17 protein-coding genes and 1 pseudogene are annotated in these 21,803 nt (G+C 57.0%); 9 read left to right on the top strand and 9 right to left on the bottom strand.

Annotated elements, in window-relative coordinates:
- Window positions 1–10: 10 nt before the first annotated feature.
- The 6 genes and pseudogenes from APR53_06495 (at window position 11) to APR53_06470 (ending at window position 5,987) form a co-directional block, all read left to right on the top strand.
- The gene (locus APR53_06495) at window positions 11–391 is read left to right on the top strand and encodes a desulfoferrodoxin (GenBank protein KQC05764.1); all 381 of its coding nucleotides are present in this window, start codon (window positions 11–13) and stop codon (window positions 389–391) included.
- A 75-nt stretch (window positions 392–466) separates the two neighbouring features.
- Window positions 467–1,420: pseudogene (locus APR53_06490) on the top strand.
- 92 nt (window positions 1,421–1,512) lie between these two features.
- Entirely contained in the window at window positions 1,513–2,973 is a 1,461-nt protein-coding gene (locus APR53_06485; GenBank protein ID KQC05763.1) for a cation transporter, read from the top strand.
- 75 nt (window positions 2,974–3,048) lie between these two features.
- On the top strand, window positions 3,049–3,861 hold the full coding sequence (locus tag APR53_06480) for a nitrogenase iron protein (protein ID KQC05762.1): 813 nt from the start codon (window positions 3,049–3,051) through the stop codon (window positions 3,859–3,861).
- Window positions 3,827–4,870, top strand: coding sequence for a hypothetical protein (locus APR53_06475; protein ID KQC05761.1), 1,044 nt, complete (start codon window positions 3,827–3,829; stop codon window positions 4,868–4,870). Before APR53_06480 ends, APR53_06475 begins: the two co-directional genes overlap by 35 nt.
- Window positions 4,854–5,987 carry a hypothetical protein gene (locus tag APR53_06470; GenBank protein ID KQC05760.1) on the top strand — a complete coding sequence of 378 codons (1,134 nt, stop codon included), beginning with the start codon at window positions 4,854–4,856 and terminating at the stop codon, window positions 5,985–5,987. The genes APR53_06475 and APR53_06470 overlap by 17 nt, the downstream gene beginning before the upstream one ends.
- A 44-nt stretch (window positions 5,988–6,031) precedes the next feature.
- On the opposite strand, the gene APR53_06465 is transcribed toward APR53_06470, so the two are convergent.
- The 4 genes from APR53_06465 to APR53_06450 all read right to left on the bottom strand — a co-directional run bounded on the left by APR53_06465 (window position 6,032) and on the right by APR53_06450 (window position 10,734).
- Entirely contained in the window at window positions 6,032–7,759 is a 1,728-nt protein-coding gene (locus APR53_06465; protein KQC05759.1) for a hypothetical protein, read from the bottom strand.
- A gap of 124 nt (window positions 7,760–7,883) precedes the next feature.
- Window positions 7,884–9,005 (bottom strand): 3-isopropylmalate dehydrogenase, encoded by a 1,122-nt coding sequence (locus APR53_06460; GenBank protein KQC05758.1) that lies wholly within the window; start codon window positions 9,003–9,005, stop codon window positions 7,884–7,886.
- Window positions 8,984–9,481, bottom strand: a complete 498-nt coding sequence (locus APR53_06455; GenBank protein ID KQC05757.1) for a 3-isopropylmalate dehydratase — start codon at window positions 9,479–9,481, stop codon at window positions 8,984–8,986. The genes APR53_06460 and APR53_06455 overlap by 22 nt, the downstream gene beginning before the upstream one ends.
- Window positions 9,481–10,734: a 3-isopropylmalate dehydratase large subunit gene (locus APR53_06450; protein KQC05756.1), complete on the bottom strand. Its 1,254-nt coding sequence runs from the start codon at window positions 10,732–10,734 to the stop codon at window positions 9,481–9,483. The genes APR53_06455 and APR53_06450 overlap by 1 nt, the downstream gene beginning before the upstream one ends.
- Before the next feature lie 188 nt (window positions 10,735–10,922).
- Between APR53_06450 and APR53_06445 the strand changes: the two genes are divergently transcribed.
- Together APR53_06445 and APR53_06440 are read left to right on the top strand one after the other, a co-directional pair.
- Complete coding sequence (locus tag APR53_06445; GenBank protein ID KQC05755.1) at window positions 10,923–13,550, top strand: DNA mismatch repair protein MutS; 2,628 nt, start codon at window positions 10,923–10,925, stop codon at window positions 13,548–13,550.
- A 9-nt stretch (window positions 13,551–13,559) separates the two neighbouring features.
- Entirely contained in the window at window positions 13,560–15,386 is a 1,827-nt protein-coding gene (locus tag APR53_06440; protein KQC05754.1) for a DNA mismatch repair protein MutL, read from the top strand.
- Window positions 15,387–15,490: 104 nt separating this feature from the next.
- Here APR53_06440 and APR53_06435 read toward each other — a convergent pair whose 3' ends face one another.
- The 4 genes from APR53_06435 to APR53_06420 are packed head-to-tail and all read right to left on the bottom strand — an operon-like array spanning window position 15,491 to window position 19,189.
- Window positions 15,491–16,888 carry a hypothetical protein gene (locus tag APR53_06435; GenBank protein KQC05753.1) on the bottom strand — a complete coding sequence of 466 codons (1,398 nt, stop codon included), beginning with the start codon at window positions 16,886–16,888 and terminating at the stop codon, window positions 15,491–15,493.
- Window positions 16,885–17,694 (bottom strand): hypothetical protein, encoded by an 810-nt coding sequence (locus APR53_06430; GenBank protein ID KQC05752.1) that lies wholly within the window; start codon window positions 17,692–17,694, stop codon window positions 16,885–16,887. The genes APR53_06435 and APR53_06430 overlap by 4 nt, the downstream gene beginning before the upstream one ends.
- Window positions 17,691–18,566 carry a hypothetical protein gene (locus APR53_06425; protein KQC05751.1) on the bottom strand — a complete coding sequence of 292 codons (876 nt, stop codon included), beginning with the start codon at window positions 18,564–18,566 and terminating at the stop codon, window positions 17,691–17,693. The genes APR53_06430 and APR53_06425 overlap by 4 nt, the downstream gene beginning before the upstream one ends.
- On the bottom strand, window positions 18,566–19,189 hold the full coding sequence (locus APR53_06420; protein ID KQC05750.1) for a methylase: 624 nt from the start codon (window positions 19,187–19,189) through the stop codon (window positions 18,566–18,568). Before APR53_06420 ends, APR53_06425 begins: the two co-directional genes overlap by 1 nt.
- 134 nt (window positions 19,190–19,323) lie before the next feature.
- Between APR53_06420 and APR53_06415 the strand changes: the two genes are divergently transcribed.
- The gene (locus APR53_06415; GenBank protein ID KQC05749.1) at window positions 19,324–21,012 is read left to right on the top strand and encodes a hypothetical protein; all 1,689 of its coding nucleotides are present in this window, start codon (window positions 19,324–19,326) and stop codon (window positions 21,010–21,012) included.
- Between the two features lie 8 nt (window positions 21,013–21,020).
- Here APR53_06415 and APR53_06410 read toward each other — a convergent pair whose 3' ends face one another.
- On the bottom strand, window positions 21,021–21,803 hold the full coding sequence (locus tag APR53_06410; GenBank protein KQC05748.1) for a hypothetical protein: 783 nt from the start codon (window positions 21,801–21,803) through the stop codon (window positions 21,021–21,023).

The following is a 21,803-nucleotide window of genomic DNA, read 5'->3' as shown; positions in this document are numbered from 1 at the left end:
GGAGGATATCATGACAAAAATCCTTGAATTCTATATGTGCGGCACGTGCGGAAATGTCGTAATGATCACTCATACCGGTGAAGGAACGCTCACCTGCTGCGATCAGCCGATGAAACTGCTTGAGGAGAAGACCGCGGATGCAGGGAAGGAGAAGCATGTCCCGGTGGTCGAAAAGACTGCGTCTGGCATCAGGGTAAAGGTCGGAGAAGTACCTCACCCCATGATGAAGGAGCATTATATCCAGTGGATATCTGTTAAAAAAGACCGTAATTTTTATATCCATGCCCTCCGCCCCGGAGAGGCACCGGAAGCCGAATTCCCCGTTCAGGATACTGATGTGAAATCGCTTATCTATTGCAACGTCCACGGCCTCTGGACAAATAAAAAATAATACCTCCTTTTACTGCAACGAATACCCCCGATTCTCCCCTTCCCGGAATTCAGAAATGATTGTTTTGCCGATACCATGCACACAGAAACACCGCCTTCCGCACATTTCGAAGATGTCATCGCCCGTTCTGATGTAATTTTCACAATCGGCGTTGCGGGTGACAGTGGATCCGGAAAATCCACGTTTTCAGGAGCAATCCGCGAAATGTTTGCACCCAATCTGGTCAGCACTATAACGCTCGACGATTATCATCGTCTTGACAGGAGCGCACGAAGAGCCGCCGGAATCACTCCCCTTGCGCCTGAGGCGAATAACATTCCCCTTCTTGAAGATCATCTCGGCTGCATCAAACGCGGAGAGACGTTTATTAAACCGGTCTATGACCATACATCGGGGACTTTCGGACGTCCGGTGCCGTTTCCACCGACAAAAATCGTTATCCTCGAAGGGCTTCACACCCTGTTCACACCGGCGCTCCGCGGGAATCTTGATTTTACCCTGTTTGTGGATCCGGAAGAAACGGTGAAACGCGAATGGAAGATACGGCGTGATGTTGAGGGCAGGGGATACAGCCGAATGAACGTTCTCCGGGAGATCGAGGAGCGAAAACAGGATTATGACCGTTACATCGCACCGCAAAGGGCTTTTGCAGATTCCGTGGTCAGGATTTCACCATCCAAATACAATGAAGGCAATCCCGCGGGGCCGTTGTATCGGGTTACCCTGCTTCAGAAGCGTCCCGAACGCACCATTCACAACGTCACCCTCTCCATCGACCTGCTCGACATCCTTTCACTGTCCGAGCGGTCCTTTTACCTCGAATTCAGCCCACGGGGGCTCGATGGAATGAAGGGAGGCGTGTTAACTGTTGACGGAGAACTTCACGCCGATGTCATACGGCAGCTTGAACGGCATGTTGAGCGTGAAACGGGTATCAGAGCCATACCCTCCATTTCCGGAAAGGACTATATCACCGCCGTCGATATGGTTCGCCTGATCCTTGCCTGGCGGATCATCAATACGCGTATTTTTTATGGGGACGGGGATGGCAGGCGGACGAATGCTTCCGATTCCCGGAAAACAGGCAAAGAGATAATAGATTAAAGCGCATTTTCTTAGCAATGGACAGGATCGAGCAGTTCTCGATCATCGCAGATGACGTCGGCAACATTCTCCGGTTTATCAGCATCGGCACCTGCCTCCCCCTTGTCATCGCCATTCTGTATGCAGAGTGGGACATGGTTCTCCCGATGGCAACGGTTCCCCTATCCCTTTTCCTGCTGGGGACGCTGCTCGTGCAGATGCCGTCAACCTCCCGTGATGCCAGACTGAGCCAGGCGCTCTTCGCGGTGGCACTCATCTGGCTGATCTGCTCAATTATCGGTGCGTTGCCCTTTACGCTGGGTACGGGGATGCCATACCTTGATGCGGTCTTTGAGGCGATGTCAGGATGGACGGACACAGGACTGACGCTTATCCCTTCCGTTGATGACACCCCCCATACCCTGCTCTTCTGGCGCTCCCTCATGCAGTGGCTCGGCGGGCTCGGTATCGTCGCGTTCACCATCTCGATGGCAACACGATCCGGGATTACACCGTCACGACTCTATCGATCGGAAGGACGAACAGAGGCTTTTATGCCGAGTGTTGTCGCGACGGGATTACAGATGTGGAAGATCTACATCATTCTCACGGTGATCTCCGTCGGGCTCATCAAACTCTCCGGAATACCTCTTTGGGACGCTGTAAACATCGCCATGGTCGCTATCGCGACGGGAGGATTCTCGGTCCATTCTGCAGGGATCCCGTACTACGACAACGCATTTCTGGAACTGCTGATCATTCCGGTTATGATTGCCGGAGCACTCCCCTTCAAGCTCTATTATCTTGCATACAGGAAAGAACGGAGACTGCTTTTTTCCGACGAGCAGGCGAAACTTCTTCTGTTCCTCATCGCGGCAGGCCTTGTCGTCGTTACCTTCGATCTTGTGAACCTGACCGGCCTCGATACGGGCACGGCCCTCAGGCAGGGGCTCTTCATGACCGTGGCGGCGGTGACAAGCACGGGATTCCAGATTACTTCACCGCATATCTGGGCGAACGTGACGGTTTTATTCCTTATATTCCTCATGCTCGTGGGCGGATCATCAGGGAGCACTGCCGGAGGCATCAAGCTCAGCCGTATTGCACTTGGGTACAGGGGACTCATATGGTGGTTTAAACGGACTTTTGTGAGCGGTAAGGTGCTTGTTCCATTTAAATACGAGGGGAAGGTCATTCCAAAGAATGTTGCGGAACTGGAAGTCTCAAAGAATATGCTCATCATCATCCTCTACATTCTCGTCATCTTCATCGTCTCCATCATCGTGATGCACATGGATCCGAGCCACTTCGATACGAGTAATATCATATTCGAGATTGTTTCGGCAATCTGCAACAACGGAATATCAAGCGGTTTTGTCACACCCGCCATGTCGCCGATCTCGAAGATCTGCTTCATTCTTACGATGTGGATCGGAAGGCTTGAGATCATGCCCGTGATCGTATTTTTCATGGGGCTGATCAGGGGGTTTAACCGGTGAAAGGCGGTGGCCGGAATTAAAGCAACAAAAGTTGCATCAATGAAATAATATTGGTGCAACGCATACTATACTCAGATGAAACAGATCGCCCTCTATGGGAAGGGAGGGATCGGGAAGTCCACAACGTCGGCAAACCTGTCGGCCGCACTCTCCGACAGGGGCCTCGACATCATGCAGATCGGCTGCGATCCGAAACACGACAGCACCCGGATGCTGATGCACGGGACGTGGATACCAACAGTCCTTGATCTTGTCAGGGCGCGCGGCGATACAGCGATTTCCGTTGAAGAGGTCGTTTTCAGAGGGTATAACGGCATCAGGTGCGTCGAGGCGGGAGGCCCCGAACCCGGTGTGGGGTGTGCCGGACGGGGGATTATCGCAACATTCCAGCTGTTGGAACGACTCGATGCCCTTTACGGCGATGTAGTACTCTATGACGTGCTCGGCGATGTTGTCTGCGGCGGGTTTGCCATGCCGATGCGTGAAAGTTATGCGCGGGAAGTCTACCTTGTGACCTCGGGGGAACTGATGTCCCTGTATGCGGCCAATAATATCTGCAAGGCAATCCAGCGGCTTTCCCGACGCAGCCGGTGCACCTGTGCACTCGGGGGAGTCATCTGTAATTCGGCGAATATCACGGGAGAAAAGGAACTCGTGGGCGCGTTTGCACGGCGGATCGGATCGCGACTCATCTCCTATATACCACGCGACAACATCGTCCGTGTCGCCGAAGTCAACAAGCAGACTGTCATCGAGTATGCGCCTGATTCACCGCAGGCCGACATTTACCGGCATCTTGCAGAAGATGTCTTCGAGAACGACTCGATGACGATTCCCATCCCGATGGAGACCGATGACCTCGAAAACCTCGCTCTCGAATACGTATAGATACGGGGGATGCACTCTCACCGGCGCCCTTGCCGTCACGGCATTTGTACCGGATGGCATCAGCATCATCCACGGACCGTCCGGATGCGCCCACCATCACGTTTCGCTGCTGCACTCAACGCTGATGCAGTACGACATCCTCCCAATGCCCAGAATTATGAGCACCGGCCTCGGAGAGCGGGAAGTCATCTTCGGGGGCGAGGAGAGTCTGGAGGAGACCATTGCCGCGGCTATCGAACGGTCCCCGCATGCCGTGTTCGTGATCAGCACCTGTGTAGCCGGAACGATCGGTGACGACACGGAAGGCATATGCAGACGTGAATGGGAGATTCCGGTAATTCCCATCGATTGCGCGGGATTTTTAGGAGGCTCATTCTCCGATGGCTTCTCCCGTGCCCTGACCGGCCTCTCCTCGCTCATCGGTACAGGCGATGCCTGCGGCGAGGGCGTTAATATCGTCGGGGAACGCAACCTCGAGGTGGAAGTGGAAGAAAATTTTCGGGAAGTTGAGAGGATTCTCGAAAGACTCGACATCCCGGTAAACGTCAGGTTCGTGAGAAACACTCCTGCTTCCGGTTTCGGCCGCTTTGCGGGAGGGAACGTAAATCTCTTCAGAGAGGATCCGGTGGGAGCGCTTTCCCGTTTTTTCGCCGATAAATACAGGATTCCGGGTATTGCCGGATTTCCGACAGGCCCTGCCGGATCCTGCAGACTGATCCGCCGTCTCAGTGGGATCTTCGGATGCGACGCTACCGATGCAATCCGTGAAGAGGAGGCGCGGTGGCAGGACCTTGCATCGGATTTCAGCGACCTGAGGGGAGAACGCATCGCATTGCAGCCCCCTGCCACCGCCGGCGAATGGGCGGACGCCCTGAGCCTCGTATCCTGTATCGGCTGCACTGTTACCGACACGGGAATCCCCGTCCCGTGGAACGGACCAGTCGGGATTGGAGGAGCGCGGCAGATGCTGAGGATCTGGAGGAGGTGCCTGCATGCCCGGCATGTGTGAAAATCCCGTCTGGCCCTGCGCAATGGCAGGCGCGGCTGCGTGCCTCTCCGGATTTCACGACCTCGGCGTCATCCTGCACGGATCGAGCGGATGTTATTATTACACACAGTCTCTCGTTTCAGCGCCGCTCCACTGCACCTCCCTTGACTGCAGGGATGTCATCTTCGGGGCGGAGGATCGCCTGAGGGCACTCGTTGCGGAGCTCGCCGGGTCCTATTCCCGGATTGCCGTAATCCCGATGTGCGTCCCGTCGATTGTCGGGGAGGATCTTGGCCTGCTGCTGGAGGATGAGGATGTGCTCATCGTGGATACCCCCGGATTCTCGGGACGGATGGAGGATGGATATCGGAGGGCGATGGACGTGCTTGCGCCGTCTGTCGGAGAAGGCATACCAGGAGTGAACATTGACGGGGTTTCGCTGACCGACCGTTTTGCCCGGGGAAACCGGCGCGAGGGAGAACGCCTCCTCCGGATGGCCGGCATACCGGTAGCCACGTGCTTCTGCAGTGCCCGGCTTCGGGATGCATATCGGGCGGCGCCGGTCACGGTTGAGACGAATCCGGATCTCAGGAGCGGTGTGGGAACGGCGGCAGGGTCGCTTCTCGGACTGGAAAGTCTTCGCTCTACGTTTCACAACCTTCAGTCACATGGCTCCGGATGGGACACTGACCCCGTATTCCGGGAAATCGATGAAACGGAAGAAAGCATCGTCAGATCCTGTGACAGGTTCCTCCGGCGCTGTGACCCTCCTCGTGTTGCCATCTTCGCGACTGCCGCCTACGCGGAGATGATTGCCGGGCTTCTCACCACCTATCTCGATGCCGAGATCGCGGTAGTCGGAACGAGGAACCCTCCCTCGCTGTGCACCATTCCTGCACGGGAGGCGTATGATCTCGGTACGATCGGAGACCTGATCCGGGAGAGTGACCCCGATCTTCTGATTGGATCCAGCTATGAGCATGTGACCGCACCGAAGATTCGGTTTGTGGGCCTCACGTACCCTCTCCGGGGACAGTACATGCTGCAGAACCGCGCCGTGGCAGGTACCGAGGGCGTCCTTGGCGTCATCGAAGCGGTGCTCAACGCCTGTACTCCAGGAAACGCTCAACGGATATAACCCGGCCGGATCGCGGGGCAGGATGCCGATCACGAACGGCGCCGTCAGTCAAATTTGTAATATCGCCGCAGCCAGCTGCGTATCTTTTCTGACTCAATCCATCCCGTGTCGAGATCATCCACAATCCGATTGATAATGGCAGCCTGCGCAATGATCTCCTCGGCCAGTTTTTCATGCTCGGCATGAAGGAGTGCAAGACCGACAATCGCCTGGAGAGGATTCCTGATGTGATCGTTGAGAATCGCAAACTGCTCCATATTCTTTTCAATCTGCTTGAAAGCCTCCATTTTCAGCCTTTCAATCTCGCGCCGCTCCGATATGTCCCGGGCAACCGAGAGAACGGCGGTTTTGCCCATATAATCGATGAACTTCGCGTTGACTTCCATCGGAATGTATTCCCCCGAGCTTGTGATGAAATCTATCTCGAAGAGTGTCTGACCGATGTCGTTGTGAAGGACAGCTTTTCTCGATTCGGAGAATTTTTTGGTATCTTCCGGCTTTACAATATCAGCGATGGATTTCTGGAGGATTGCTTTCCGGTCGTACCCGAGGCGTTCGCAGCCGGCATCATTGACATCAATGAATCTGCCCGGTGTATCGTCCTGCTTCACCTCATGCACGAGAAGGATATCATTCCAGCTGTGGAAGAAGCGCCGGTACCGCTCCTCGGATTCGATCAGCTGATCCTCAAGATGCAGCTGCGAATACTCAAGTTCTGTGAGCATGCCGTTGATGGCTGTTGCGAGCGCGGCCACTTCATCGTCGCCGTGTACGTCAACCCGGGCGGCGAAGTCTTTCTCGGAGCCGATGCCCTGGACGCGGGTGCTGAGAAACGAGAGGCGTGACAGCACGCTCTTCCGGAGCAGGACAACCATCAGGAACCCGAAGACGCACCCGCCCCCGAGAAGAAAGAGGATGAAGGAAAAGAGGCTTGCTTCACCCTGCGCGAAAATGACCCGGGGCATCTTCGCCTGCAGGATTACTGCGGGGTTTCCCGAAACGTCACGAACCAGAGCGTATCCGCCGATCGTGTCCGCCGTCAGGGGGCGGGTCACGACAGGGGCATGTACTGAAATTTCCATGGATTCGGAACGCACAAGGAACGGCTCTCCTGCTGAATTTAATTCGGGAAATATCGAAGAGAGGAGCGGTTGTGTGCGGGCTGATGAATACGGGATTATTTCCACCGGAAGACTTGTAATGAAGGAGAGGCGTTCGATTTCCGTTTTATCAAGATGGCGGGCAACAACAATCGCGCCGAGTGTCCCGCCCTCATTGGACACGGGACGGGCGACGACCATCAGCGGTCCTTCGGGAAGCATGATGAGGCCCATCATATCTGCGGTGACACTCCCCGGTGCCCGGGAAAGCCCGTTCAGCAGGCTTTCCGGGACCTCTGCCGGACTGCGGTTCCGGAAATCGACCCCCTGTGCCGCACGGAGTGTACCGTTGTAAGAATATATCAGGAAATAATTGATGCCAAGGCGTTGATAAATCGTCATGTCGAGATCGGAGATCGTGTCATCAGTGCTCTCCCCCGAGAGAAACGCATGAAGATCTTCCCGCGAAGCCAGCTCAAATGCCAGATCGTCAAGTGTCATGATGTCATCGGCGAGCGCATTTGCCATCCGCCCGGCATTTGCCTGTGCCTGCCCCCCTTCGACCTGAGCAAATCCTCCGAGAAGAATGGACACCGATGCGCCGTACAGCATGACAATCAGGCCGAGGAAGGTAATGGCGATAATAATGCTCGTTTTTTGATATATTTTCACGCTGACACCCGTTCCTGCGAACCGCTATCGATGTAAAATGCACGGTGAAGCTGTGCAACCAGTACGTTGCACTGTAGTGAAAGGGTTACCATGGAAAAGAAAATATACATTGTGGAATGGAATTTTACACCCCGCCGCCCAGAATGAAACGGCTGATTGCCTCTCCTACGCCGGCGGTTGTCTCATCTCCCCCCATATCACGGGTAGTGATGCCATCCCTGATGCTTTTCTCGATTCCCGCCAGCACCGAGGCGGCAGCTGCATGCTCCCCGAGGTGATCGAGCAGCATCGACCCCGCCCATATCGTGGCAACGGGATTCGCGACACCGAGACCCTTGTATTTCGGAGCCGATCCGTGAATCGGTTCGAACATAGATGTGCCGGTCGGATTGATGTTCCCGCCGGGTGCAAGGCCGAGCCCGCCCTGTATCATGGCCCCGAGATCGGTTATGATGTCACCGAACATATTGGGGGTCACGACGACGTCGAACCATTCCGGATTCTTGACAAACCACATCGTGATCGCATCGACGTAGGAAAATTCCGTCGATACGGTCGGATAACCGGCTGCAACTTCATGTACGACATCGCGCCAGAGCCCGTACACGTCGGAGAGAACATTCGCCTTGTCAACCGATGTAAGACGCCTCTTCCGTACCGCTGCGCAGTCAAACGCGTACCGGATCACACGCCGTGATCCCTCCCGTGACAGGACACCAATCTGATATGCGATCTCCTCGCTGTCGCTTTCGACATCAAGTCCGAACTTCACCGAATACAGATCGCGTGAGAGGGTAAACTCCCGCCGCTCCCGTCCCGAGAAGCGCGATCCGAGACCGACATAGAAATCCTCGGTATTCTCCCTCACAATCGTGAAGTCGATATCGGCCGGCGTTTTTCCGGCGAGTGGTGTCCATACGCCTTCGAGCAACCGCACCGGACGCAGGTTGATATACTGGTCAAAATAGAAACGGAGTGCGAGAAGGATTCCCTTTTCCAGAATCCCCGGCGCTATCCGGTCATCCCCGATCGCACCGAAATAAATTGCCCGGAACCGGGAGAGATCTTTCAGGTCGTCTTCGGTGAGGAGCTCACCCGTCTCGAGATAACGGTCGGCACCGATTGGAAAATCCTCCCAGGCAATCTCAAACCCGAATTTTTCCGATGCAGCGTCAAGGACCTTTTTCCCGGCCGCGATGATCTCCGGGCCGATGCCGTCCCCAGCTATTGCCGCGACCCGGTACATGTCTCCACCTCCTCAATCTCCCGTGCATACGGAACCAGCCCGCCGGCTGCGACAATCTGCCGGAGAAACCCGGGAACCGGTTCGATCGGATATCGCACCCCGTCGGCATCAACGTATCCGGCCTCGGAATGTACGGCAATCCTGCTTGTTTCCCCTATAGCCCCGATATCCGGGCATACAACCGGCATAATTCCGGTATTTATTGAATTGCGGTAGAAGATCCGGGCAAATGACCGGGCGACAATCAGGCGAACCCCCGCTCCCCGGAGTGCGAGGGGGGCGTGTTCGCGCGATGACCCGCACCCGAAATTCCTGCCGGCGACGATGATATCGCCCTCCCGGGCATCCGTCCGGAAATCGTCCCGCGTTCCCTCGAAGGCATGCGTGGCGAGCTCTTTCGGATCATAGATGGTGAGGTACCTGCCCGGGATGATCGCATCCGTGTCGATATCGTCACCAAACACCCAGACCCGCATCATGCCACCTCTCTCGGATCGGCAATCTCCCCCGTAATCGCGGTTGCAGCGGCGGTTGCTGCGGAAGCAAGGTAGACCTTCGCATCCGTACTGCCCTGCCGCCCGCGGAAGTTGCGGTTCGATGTGGAGAGCGAGACCTCACCCGGTGCCAGCAGGCCAAACGCCCCTCCCATACAGGGGCCGCAGCATGGCGCCTCGACGAGAGCGCCCGCCCCCACGAAGCGCTCGATGTAGCCTGCGCGGAGCGTTTTCAGGTACTCCTCGCGCGACGCGGGGATGATGATGACCCGCACGTCATCCGAAAAGCGCCGATCTCCGAGAATTCTGGCCGCATCACGAAAATCTTCGAAGCGTCCGTTTGTGCAGGAGCCGATGAATACCTGATCAACGGGTGTGCCCGCCACCTCGCCCACAGCGACCACATGATCGACATTGTGCGGAACCGCCACCTGCGGTTCGAGATCGCTGACGTCATACGATTTCCATGCCGCGTACGAGGCACCGTCATCGCTGGCAAGATCAAACGGTACAATATCCCGCCTTTCACCGACATATGCCCATGTCGTTGTGTCGGGAGGGACAATCCCTGCCTTTCCGCCCATCTCAATCGCCATATTGCAGCAGGTCATCCGTCCCGCCATATCCATCCGGCCGATCGCCTCGCCGGTAAATTCAAGTGCCTGGTACGTCGCGCCGTCTGCACCGATATCGCTGGCAAGAGAGAGGATGAAATCTTTTGCCCCGACCCATTCGGGAAAAGTGCCGCTGATATCGATCCTGATACTTTCGGGCACCCGGAAGTAAAGCGCTCCGTACCGGAGGACAAAGCCCATGTCGGTCGATCCAATCCCGGTGGCAAATGCCCCCGCCGCACCATACATGCAGGTATGGGAATCGGACCCGACAATAATCTCACCGGGTGCAGCCCGGCCTTTTTCCATAACGACCTGGTGGCAGACGCCCTCGCGAAGATCGTAATTGTATATTCCCTGCCCGGATGCAAAAGAACGCATGAACTGCTGAAGTTCTGCGGCTGAGATGGAATCGGCCGGAACCTGATGGTCGAAGAGCATGATCACCTTCGAGGGATCGAAAACCCTTTCGCCGCCCATTTCATGGAATTTATGGATGGCAAGAGGGCCGGTGATGTCATGAATCATGGCCCCGTCCACCGGCGCCATCACCACTTCACCTGCCGACACACCCCGTGCGCATGTACGGGAAAAGATCTTTTCCACGATCGTTTTTGCCATATCCTATCGTTAAATGATGCGCTTTACACGGGTATTGTTCTTTGGGTGGTGCAGCGGCCGCCCTGCAGGCGAGCGGCAGGGAAAGGGAACCGGCTGCCGTATGATCCGCGGAGAACCGGTCACCTGTTCCGCGGTTATCAGAACCACGGCACTTATATTCCCTCCTGCCAGACAGTGTAAGGAGACGCATGAAGGACGGGCCCACGCCGGCGATGCGGCAGTTCTACACCATGAAGGAACGGCACCCGGACGCTATCATTTTTTTCCAGATGGGGGACTTTTTCGAGACATTCGGTGAAGATGCCGAGGTTGTTGCGCGGGAACTCGACATCACGCTTACGTCACGGGGACGGACGCGGAACGGGGAGAGGATGCCGCTTGCAGGTGTCCCTGTTCATGCGGGAGAATCCTACATCGCGCGCCTCGTGGCAAAGGGGTACCGGGTTGCGGTCTGCGAGCAGGTTGAAGACCCGAAGAAGGCGAAGGGCGTTGTACAGCGCGATGTTGTGCGTATTGTCACACCGGGAACCGTCATTGATTCCGGGATGCTTCCTGCGAGCGGCCCCTCGTATCTTATGGGCATAGCGCCTGATGCCAAACGCCACGTATACGGGCTTGCGTTCCTCGATATATCCACCGGAGAATTTTTCGTCGCGCGCTCAGGAGCGGATGATGCGGGACAGGATCTTCTTTCATGGGTCGCGCGATATCGCCCCACGGAGTGCATCGTACCACCCGATCTCTCCGAGCACGTAAAAAAATGCCTCAGGCACCGCGGCGTAGTCGTGACGACCGGAGGATATGAGGCGTTTGACACCGGGAGGACACTGCCACTCCTCTGCGAGCAATTTGGCGTTGCCTCACTCGAGGGATTCGGGTGCGCAGAGATGCCGGAGAGCATTGCCGCCGCGGGGGCGTGCCTCTGGTATGCAAAGGATACGCAGAAAGCCGGTCTTGCCCACATCAACGGAATGTCCGTCCGGCATGAAGATACGAGCATGGTGCTCGACTCAATTACGCTCAGAAACCTTGAAATCATAGAGAGCATCAGAAAAGGCGATACCTCGTCAACGCTCATCGAACTGCTCGACGATGCCAGGACCCCGATGGGGAGCCGGACGCTCAGATCATGGGTGACCGCACCCCTTGTCACGAAAACTGCAATAGAAGAACGGCTTGATGCGGTTGAATTTTTTATCCGCAACCCCGTTGACCGTGCCGATCTCCGCGCTCTCCTTCACCGGTTCGCTGATATCGAACGGATCGCCGGGCGCATCTCGTACGGCAATGCGGGGCCGCGGGATCTCGTGACCCTTCGCGCATCACTTGAGCGGATTCCTCCGGTTCGGGAACTGTTGGAACGGCACGGGGACGCGCTTCCAGTCCGGATTGCCGCGGCTGCGGGCGGAATCATGCCCATGACGGAAACGGCGGACCTTATCAGGCGGGCGGTGGTGGATGAACCCCCGCTGCTTGCACGCTCGGGCGGCGTCATCCGCGAGGGGTACGACGAACAATTCGATGAACTGCACCGCACGGCAACAACGGGTATAACCTGGATTGCCGAATTCCAGCAGCAGGAACGTGACCGGACCGGGATCAAGTCGCTCAAGGTCGGATACAACAGGATATTCGGGTACTATATCGAGGTTACCCGCCCGAATGTCAGGCTGGTCCCCCCCGAGTACCAGCGAAAACAGACAACGGCAAACGGGGAACGGTATACTCTCCCCGCTCTGCAGGAGAAGGAAGCGGTGATCGCGCATGCCGAAGAGAGACGGAGTGCGGTTGAAGCGGATCTCTATACGGCTTTGATCGCGCTTCTCAGGGAGCATGTCCCGGACATGCAGGCGACGGCGCGCTCTCTCGGGCTGCTGGATGCATACGCCGCACTTGCGGAGGTTGCCGCCTCCGGCGCGTATACCCGGCCGGTCATCGCCGATACCGAAGAGCTGACCATCCGCGAGGGCAGGCACCCGGTTGTCGAGTGCGGACTCGAGAGGGGATTCGTTCCCAACGATACGGATCTGGATTCGGGTGCGGATCAGATCCTCATCATCACGGGGGCAAACATGGCGGGTAAATCCACGTATATGCGTGCCGTCGCGCTGATCTGCATCATGGCTCAGATGGGCGGTTACGTGCCCGCCGCCCATGCAACGATCGGAATCGTCGACCGCATTTTCACCCGGGTCGGAGCATTTGACGATCTGGCGAGCGGCCAGAGTACATTCATGGTGGAAATGCTCGAACTGGCTAACATTCTCAACAATGTAAGCAGGAAAAGCCTGGTTATTCTTGATGAGATCGGCCGCGGGACAAGCACGCTCGACGGTTTCTCCATCGCCAGATCGGTTCTCGAATTTCTGCATGGAAAGAGTTCCGCCGGACCGCGTACCCTGTTCGCAACGCATTTCCATGAACTGGTCGACGTGGAGGCGGACTTGAAGCGGGTGAGGAACTACCACTTTGCGGTAAAGGACACGGGCACTGAGGTGGCATTCCTGAGGAAACTCATTCCGGGCGCAACCAACCGGAGTTACGGTATTCATGTCGCACGCCTTGCCGGCATTCCCAACAGGGTGACGGATCGCGCAGACGAGATACTCAGAGATATGCTGCGCCGCACCCCTGCACCGGAAGGGAAACGGGCGCCACGATATACCCAGATGCTGCTCGTCAGCACGCCGGAAATCGCGACAACGGACCATCGGGTCATCGCTGACCTGCAGGGGGCCGATCTCGATGCACTGACACCAAAAGACGCGTTGCTGCTCCTGTACGACCTCCAGAAGAAAGCACGCGGCGAGAGGTGAGCTGATCTGATGCAGGTTTCCGGCGGCAGTACGGGCATTCGGGTGCTCGATGAGGAGACAATCAATAAAATAGCCGCGGGCGAGGTCGTTGAACGCCCCGCTTCGGTTGTCAAGGAACTTGTCGAGAACGCAATCGATGCGGGAGCCTCAGCCGTCCGGGTCGATATCCGAACCGATGCGACGGGCGTCTCCCGCATCCTTGTCATGGATGACGGGAACGGCATGGAACCGGACGATGCGCGGCTCGCATTTCTCAGGCATGCCACCAGCAAGATCACGTCGGGTGACGACCTGCAGTCGATTCACACGATGGGATTCCGCGGCGAGGCGCTTGCAAGCATTGCTGCCGTGTCCCGTGTAACGCTTGTGACAAAACCCAATAAATCCGGTTCACTCGCAGGTATCGAGATCGTTGTCGACGGAGGAGAGATCATTTCCGAGCGGGAAACGGGAGCACCCGGCGGCACAAGCATCATGGTGGAGGACCTCTTCGCCACTACGCCTGCACGAAAAAAATTCCTGAAGAGGAAACCCACCGAACTCGCACATATCTATGCCGTCATGGAGCAGTGCGCACTCGCCCACCCGGATGTCGCTTTCCGCCTTGTACAGGACGGTGCGGAAAAGATCCGGACACCGGGCGAGGGCGGGCTGCATAATGCGGTCATTGCACTCTACGGGAGCGAAATTTCACGGGCACTGGTTCCGGTCAAGGGAAAAACCCCATATATGCGAATTGACGGATTCGTAGCCACGCCGTCCGTGAACCGCCCGCATGCGCACCAGATTGCGATCAGTGTCAACGAACGCCAGATCTCCTCGCCGCCGCTTGCACGGGCGGTCAGGGCAGGGTATGGCACACTGCTTCCGAAGAACAGGTATCCGGTTGTTTTTCTTGCAATCACCATCGACACCGCCCTCGTCGACGTAAACGTTCATCCCGCGAAGAAGGAGATCCGGCTGAGCCGTGAGGATGATGTTGTCCGAGAGCTGGCTGCTGCCGTCAGAACGGCGCTTGCGCGCGAAGAGCTGATCCCCGAAGGCCACGGACCAGAGCAGACATCCCGCCCGGAATCGTCCGTTTTTGGGGGAGAGACTGCATATGCAGGAGTCGCTTCGCCCGGCGGCGCATATGAGACGGTGCATACGAAGCCGGATGCCGCCGTGCTGCCGCACCGGGCAATTACCACCACGGACATACAGCTCCGGCTGACGGAGGGGCGGGGCGGGCATCAGGAAAGGTCGAAATTACTGCCCGGGATGGAGATAATCGGGCAGGTCGACGACACATACATTCTCGCCGCCCGGAAGAGCGGCGACCATGAAGACCTTGTTCTCATCGACCAGCATGCCGCCCACGAGCGTGTACTCTATGAGCAGGTGCTTGCGAAACGCGGGCGCGATCTGACCGCACAGGAGCTTCTCGTGCCCGTTGTGCTTTCTCTCCGCCCGAAAGAAGCGGCTGCGGTCAGGGGAGCGCGGCATATGCTTATGACCGAAGGATTTCTCATCGATGATTTCGGCGGCGATACCTTTGCCGTCCGCACGGTTCCCGTGGTGCTGGGAACACAGATGCCGGACGGACTGATCGAGGACCTGATCGCCGATCTGGTCGCCGAACACATGAAATCCGCGGAAGGCCGGAAGGAGCGGATTACAACCGTTATAGCATGCAGGGGGGCGATCAAGGCGGGCACGGCACTCTCTCCCGACCAGATGCGGCGCCTTCTCGACCAGCTTGCGCGTACGGAGAATCCCTGGACCTGTCCGCACGGCCGCCCCACAATGGTCGTCTTTTCCCGCAGTGTACTCGACGGCATGTTTCACCGTACCTGAAACCATGCGTCCGGAGCACCGTTCGACGCCGGGTAGTTCCCGGCAGCCATCCGCCCACATCCCGAAATAAGGGACTGCACTGGCTCCTCCGGAAGATTCCGGCATCAGTCCCGTACACGAACAATCAACCATGCGGACTCACCACCCCTTGGAAACCGCACCAGTGCATAACGGCCCTGCAGCTTTTCGCCTGCAAGCACTACCTCGATCTTTTCATCCTCCCAGACGAGCGGTTCGTAGATGCCCCGGTCCCAGATGGCAACGGTTCCCGCCCCGTACTCCCCGTCGGGAATTGTACCTTCAAAGCCGGCATACTCGATCGGGTGATCCTCCGTGGCAACCGCGAGACGCCTCTCGCCCGGCTGATCCGGCATGCCCTTCGGTACCGCCCAGCTTTTCAGCACACCATGGCGGGCGAGCCGGAGATCAAAATGGTGGTGCCTGCTCGTGTGCTCCTGCACGACAAATATCAGTGGCCGCGACTCCTCCAAAGCCCCTCCCGCAGGTTCCGGAGTGTTCGAAAAATCGCGTTTTTCCCGGTATGCCTTCCTCTCCGGCAGAATCTGATCTATCTTGCACGCCTCAGGCGGAATATCATACCGTATTCCGGCAAAACGCGGCATCCGGAGACGCCCGTTCCGGGTCACCGCCTTATACCGCACAGCGACAACCACACCGGGATGCAGCCATGTCACGCCCGCCTGACGATCCACTCCCTCAAGTGTCACGCTTTCGGCATGCAGGGGCTCGAACATGTGCATGAGGGCGGCACGGGCTGCTGTTGAAAAGCCTGTACCGACTCTCCCGGCAAATACCGGCCGGGTTTTGTCATAGACGGCGAGCAGAAGTGATCCGAACGTTGCTTCACGCTCCCCCTTTCCCTGCGTGTAGCCAAGCACGGCACAGTCGCATGATGGTGTGCGGGTAAATTTCAGCCAGTGTTCACTGCGGCGCCCCGGCAGGTACAGGCTCTGCAGATCCTTTGCCATCACTCCCTCGAGCCCTCTCTGCACAATCGTATCAAAATAGCGTTCGCCCTCCTCCGCAACAGGATGCGAACGGACGACATACCTGCCTTCAGCGACAGCCCCTTCAAGGATTGCGAGCCGTTCCTGTAGCGGACGGTTGATCACCGGGTTCCCCCCGTACTCAAGAATATCAAAGACCACGTATGTGGCAGGAAGCGCCCGTGCGTGTGCAAGAGCATCCTCCGGTGCACTATCCTGCATCCGTGACGACAAAGCGGAAAAATCCGGAATCCCGTCACGCATGACAACAATCTCCCCGTCAACCACCGTGCCGGGGGCTGCCGCCCGGAGTTCGGCAAGCTCGGGAAAACGGGAGAGAAGATCTTTCCCGGTCCTGCTTTCAACCCGGATCTCGGAATCCACAGATGCTATGGCCCGGATGCCGTCCCATTTGATCTCAAAAATCCAGCCCGGCCGGGAAAATGGTGCGGCTGCCGTTTCCGCGAGCATGGGCTCGTATCGCATCCGTGTCATCGCGCCTTCATCTGTTCCAGCGTATCGCGCAGCGCATCCATCAGCGCCCGGACCTCCTCACCCTTCGGTTGTTCGAAGGTGATGGTCTTACCAGCCATTTTACGTGTGATGAGGTCCTCAATCCGCTCCCGGTATCTGTCATGGTAGTCATGGATATCGAAATCCCCCGAAAGTTCGCCGACAATTTTTTTTGCCAGATCGAGTTGCTCCCGCTCGGGCACAGGAAGGCGGGAGAGTTCGTCATAGGCACCCGGCACGGTAACCTCCTCCGCATACCTGAGGGTCGTCATCACAAGCGCGCCCCGGTAGGAGTGGATTATTACCGGGTATTCCCGTGTCCGCATCGTTACCCGTCCGACGCCGGCCCGGTCCAGAGTATCGAACGTCGTGAGCAGGAGGGCATACGCTTCTTCACTCCGGTCCGGCAGGAGAATATAGGGCGTGTCGAAGTAGACCGGATCAATGGCGTGGTAATAAACGAACTTATCGAGGCGGATGAACCGGTCTGATTCCGGCTTCGCCGCCTCGAGTTCCTCTTTTGAAAATACGACGTATTCGTCACGCCTGACTTCGTATCCCTTCTCGATATCGCTCCACGGTACTACCGCACCGTCTTTTGCACACACGCGCTCATAGCGAACAGGCTGGCCGTCCGCGCGGTGAAGCAGGCGGAAGGGGATCGTGCCCTTCCGGACCATGGGATGGACACGGACAGGAATATGGATCAATCCGATCGTAATGCTGCCGGTCCATAGTGCACGCCGTGCCGGAGCGCCGCCGCTGTCGCTTTGTCCCCGTGCCTTCATGCAAACTCCAGTTTATGCAGGCTTTTAAAAAGGTTTTTCCACGGGTGCGTGTGGCGGTGCGGGACTGTTTCAAGGGTGAACATGCCCGGATCGATCCCCTTTTCCAGTTCGTTCCAGCCAACCGGTGTCGATACGGTGGCGGAAGGCCGGGCCCGCAGGCTGTAGGGAGCGACCATCGTACGTCCCGGTGCATTCTGGGCGTAATCGATGACCACGTTTCCTGCCTGCAGTGCCGGGGCCCGTTCCAGCGAGATAGAGGATATTTCCCCGGCAAGATGCTCGCCGACGAGCCGGACGAACGATCGCGTCTGGGCAAAGGAATAGACCGGCATCACCGGCACGACCACGTGCAGACCACTCTGCCCTGTCGTTTTGACGTAGCATGCAAGACCGAGATCGGACAGGAGAGTCCTGAGGGCGAGGGCGACGGTAGTGGCTTCGGCGAATCCTGCAGGGGGATGAGGATCAAGATCAAAGAGAGCACAGTCGGGTGTTTCGAAAGATATACGCCGTGAGAGAGGAATATGCAGTTCGAGTGCGGCAAGGTTTGCGAGCCACAGAAGGGTGTCAAGAGTGCTGCAGACGACGTACCTTACATCACGTCCCGCCGACCGGGAATGCCGGGTATAGGTTTCAACCCATGGCGGAATTCCCTCGGGGGCGTCCTTTTCATAAAAGCCGGGACTTCCGGTTCCCTCCGGGAAGCGGTGAAGTGCCAGCGGGCGTTCCGCAAGAAACGGCAGTATATGCGAAGCGATCCTGATGTAGTACTCGATCACCCCCGCCTTTGTGATACCTGTTTCCGGATAGAGAACCTTGTCGAGCCGTGAAAATGCAACCCGTGTCAACGGGATTCGATTCGGATCGCTCATCAGATGTCGCCCCGCAGTGTATCGTTTCCGATACGGCAGAGATCCTTCGTCAGACGGAGCACGTAAAGTTTTTCGTCATCCAGTGCCCGTTCCGCCACCACAAAGGTGATGAATCCGGCTTCGGTGCACGCAGCCTGCACCTCATGAATACCGGTGAGGGACGAGACGAGCAGAAGTACCCGGCCGTACGGGGAGAGCACACGGCCGACATCGCTGAGAAAACGTGCAATCACCTCCCTCCCTGTCATGCCACCGTCAAGGGCACATTCCATCCAGTCATCCATCCGCTCAGCGGGCGCGGTCGGAAGATAGGGAGGGTTGAAGACGACCAGATCACAGGGTCCTGCAATACCGGAGAGGAGATCCGTCCGTACGACATCCACGCCGAGACCGCGGGCGGTAGCAAGTGCGTGCGGGTTGATCTCCGTCGCAACTATGCGTGCCCTTCGTGAAAGTTCGGCGGCGATCACGCCGCTGCCGGTCCCCACCTCGCAGACACGATCCTCCGGATGCACATCGCGGAGAGCAGCCCCAAGGAGCAGCCATGTATCCTCATCCGGCGGGTACACCTGATTGTGGAGCGGATGCGGGTTCAGTGAACCGTGCTGCGGATCACCCTGCATGCTACATCATCATGCGCCATACTGTATCAACATATCTCCCCCGTGAGGAACCCTTTTCGGTAAAATGACCCTGTCTGGCTAAGGGCACAGGAGAATGGGTTAAAATACCCGGGGCTGCATACATTTCCCTATCCATGGACCTTTTTATCGGAAAGGCAGGCGACCGTGACTTTTTCATCGATGCACAGGAGCTGGTGACCGGGCGGACCTGCATTATTGCACAATCGGGAGCCGGCAAGAGCTGGAGCATCGCCGTGATCTGCGAACAGCTTTGCGATGCATATATCGGATTCTGTCTCATCGACACCGAAGGTGAATACTTTTCCCTCAAAGATAAATTCCAGGCGATATGGGTCGGAAACGATGAAAAATGCGACGAGGATATTGAAAAGGTAAACTTAAAGGAACTGGTGATGAAGTCGGTTACCTGCGACATTCCCCTCATTTACGATGTATCCGAGACAAACATGCAGGAAAAAGTGATAAAACTGGCGACGATTCTCTATGATGTCGCTACCGAGCAGCGAAAGCCGTACCTCCTGATCGTTGAGGAAGCCGACAAATTTATCCCGCAGTCGAAAGATTCCATAAAAAAAATCGAGGAGATATCCCGAAGAGGACGAAAACGCGGACTCGGCCTTCTCGTCGCGACACAACGACCCGCTATCGTCACCAAAAACGTGCTCTCCCAATGCAATAACCAGATTATCGGCAAACTCTCAATCGAAAATGATCTCAAGGCGGTGGACCTCTTTTTCGGATCGCGCAGGGAGGTTGAGGAGCTTGCCACCCTGAATCCGGGAGAATTCTTTGTCATGGGCGGACTTTCCCGCGAGAAGATGAAAATACGGTTTAAAAACAGGGTGACAAAACACCGGGGCCTGACACCGCGCCTGCACCCGAGAGCGCGCCGCGTGGATGATACTCATGAGACTGTACCGGAGGTACCTGACACCCGGGACATCGCCGAACCACCCGCTTCTGCCGCAGCAGAACGTGATTGGACGCAGTATATACCACCGCCCGTAACTGATGAATCCGCATGGCCGGATGACGAAGTCCCCGGTGCGATATGTACTCTTCCGGGGGATGCCGTGGCGCCGCTTCTCGAACGCGAGGACGCACTGGATATTGCGCTTGGTAAACGGAAGCGGAAAATACTTGTATTCGGATGCGAGGAAAGAATTGCCGGCGCCGAGCTCGTATACTGGCCTTTAATCCGTTGTGAGGTCAGGTATATCAGCGGTATACTGAAAAAGACCACAAAAACCGCCATATGGTGCATTGACGGGCAATGCGGACATTGTGCTGACATCAGGGCGGGTCTGAGATTCCGACCGTGCTTTGCGGAACTCCTCGGACTGGAGGAGGATGCGGTCAGGATAATCGGGATAATACCCGTTACCGGCGCAACCGATGGAGATCTGGAGGCAATCTCAAAGATCCCGGCGGCAGGTGTGAAAAAACTTCTTCGAAACCTTGAGAAACGGAAACTTGTGACCCGGTCGGGAAAAGCGGGCACTGCAAACGTGTATGTCCCGCTGCTCGCCCATCCGGTCCCAAAACCGGGGGCGGGAAATCCGCCTGATGACGTATTGCTCTGCGTCCGCGGTGAAGCACGAACCAGAGATCGCCTCATCGATGAGGAAGATCTCCGCCGGGTGTTCAAGGGAATCGAGCCGACTGCGGAGATCACGGGATTTTCAACATTTTATTATCCGATCTATGAAATTTCCCTTGCATCGGAACGAGGCAACCGCTCCCTTTTCATTGACGCGGTAACGGGCCGGGACATCTCTCCCTTTCCGAAAAAGAAGGAATGACTCAAAAATTACTCGATGGGGACGGGAAACAGCGAGAGAGCATACATCGCGCAAGTCTGTTCCGGGCCGGTGCCTTCCTGTGCGATCTCCCGGAGGAGCGGATATGACTGCCCGCCCATCGATACCAGTACGTCCGCGGCACACTTCCGGACGAGCGGATCCCCCTCGATCATCGCTGCAATAAGGGGACGTACCGCATCCTGCCCGATCTCCACGAAAACATCCTGAATCGGCAATTTCAGCCCCTCGCATGCGCTCCGATAAGTATCAATAAGCGCCGTCGCAGCAGGCCCGCCTATCTCCATAAGCACAGCCCGGGCAAGGGATCGGACGTCCTCATCCTCGTGTATAAGACACCCGGTAAGTGAAGGGACAGCCGGAACGCCCATGACAATAAGAGTCGCACCAGCCGACAGCTGGAGGGAGGGTATGCCCGAAGAAAGCGCGTGCACAAGGACATCAACCGCTTCATCGCCGATTTCTGCCAGCACACCACCGACAAGACCCACAAACTCCTCGTCGTCCTCCTGCAGCGAGCGCACAAGAAGGGGAACCGCAGGAGTACCGATGTGAACGAGAGCCGTGCATGCGAATTCCTGAACGTCGATATCAGGATCCTTCAGCGCATGGATCAGGCCGGGGACGGCCTGTTCTCCGATACCGGCGAGAACATCCGCCGCATACTCCTTTACTGCCCGATCGCCATCCCGGAGCTGTGTCAGTACACCGCGCACATCGGGCACCTGGCGTTTATCGTCCTGCATCGTATTGCCTCCGACGAGTGTGTACAC

The sequence above is a fragment of the Methanoculleus sp. SDB genome (assembly GCA_001412355.1).
GTDB lineage: Archaea > Halobacteriota > Methanomicrobia > Methanomicrobiales > Methanomicrobiaceae > LKUD01.
The sequence above is the reverse complement of the archived record's forward strand: the minus strand, read 5'-3'. Positions and strand labels throughout refer to the sequence as shown.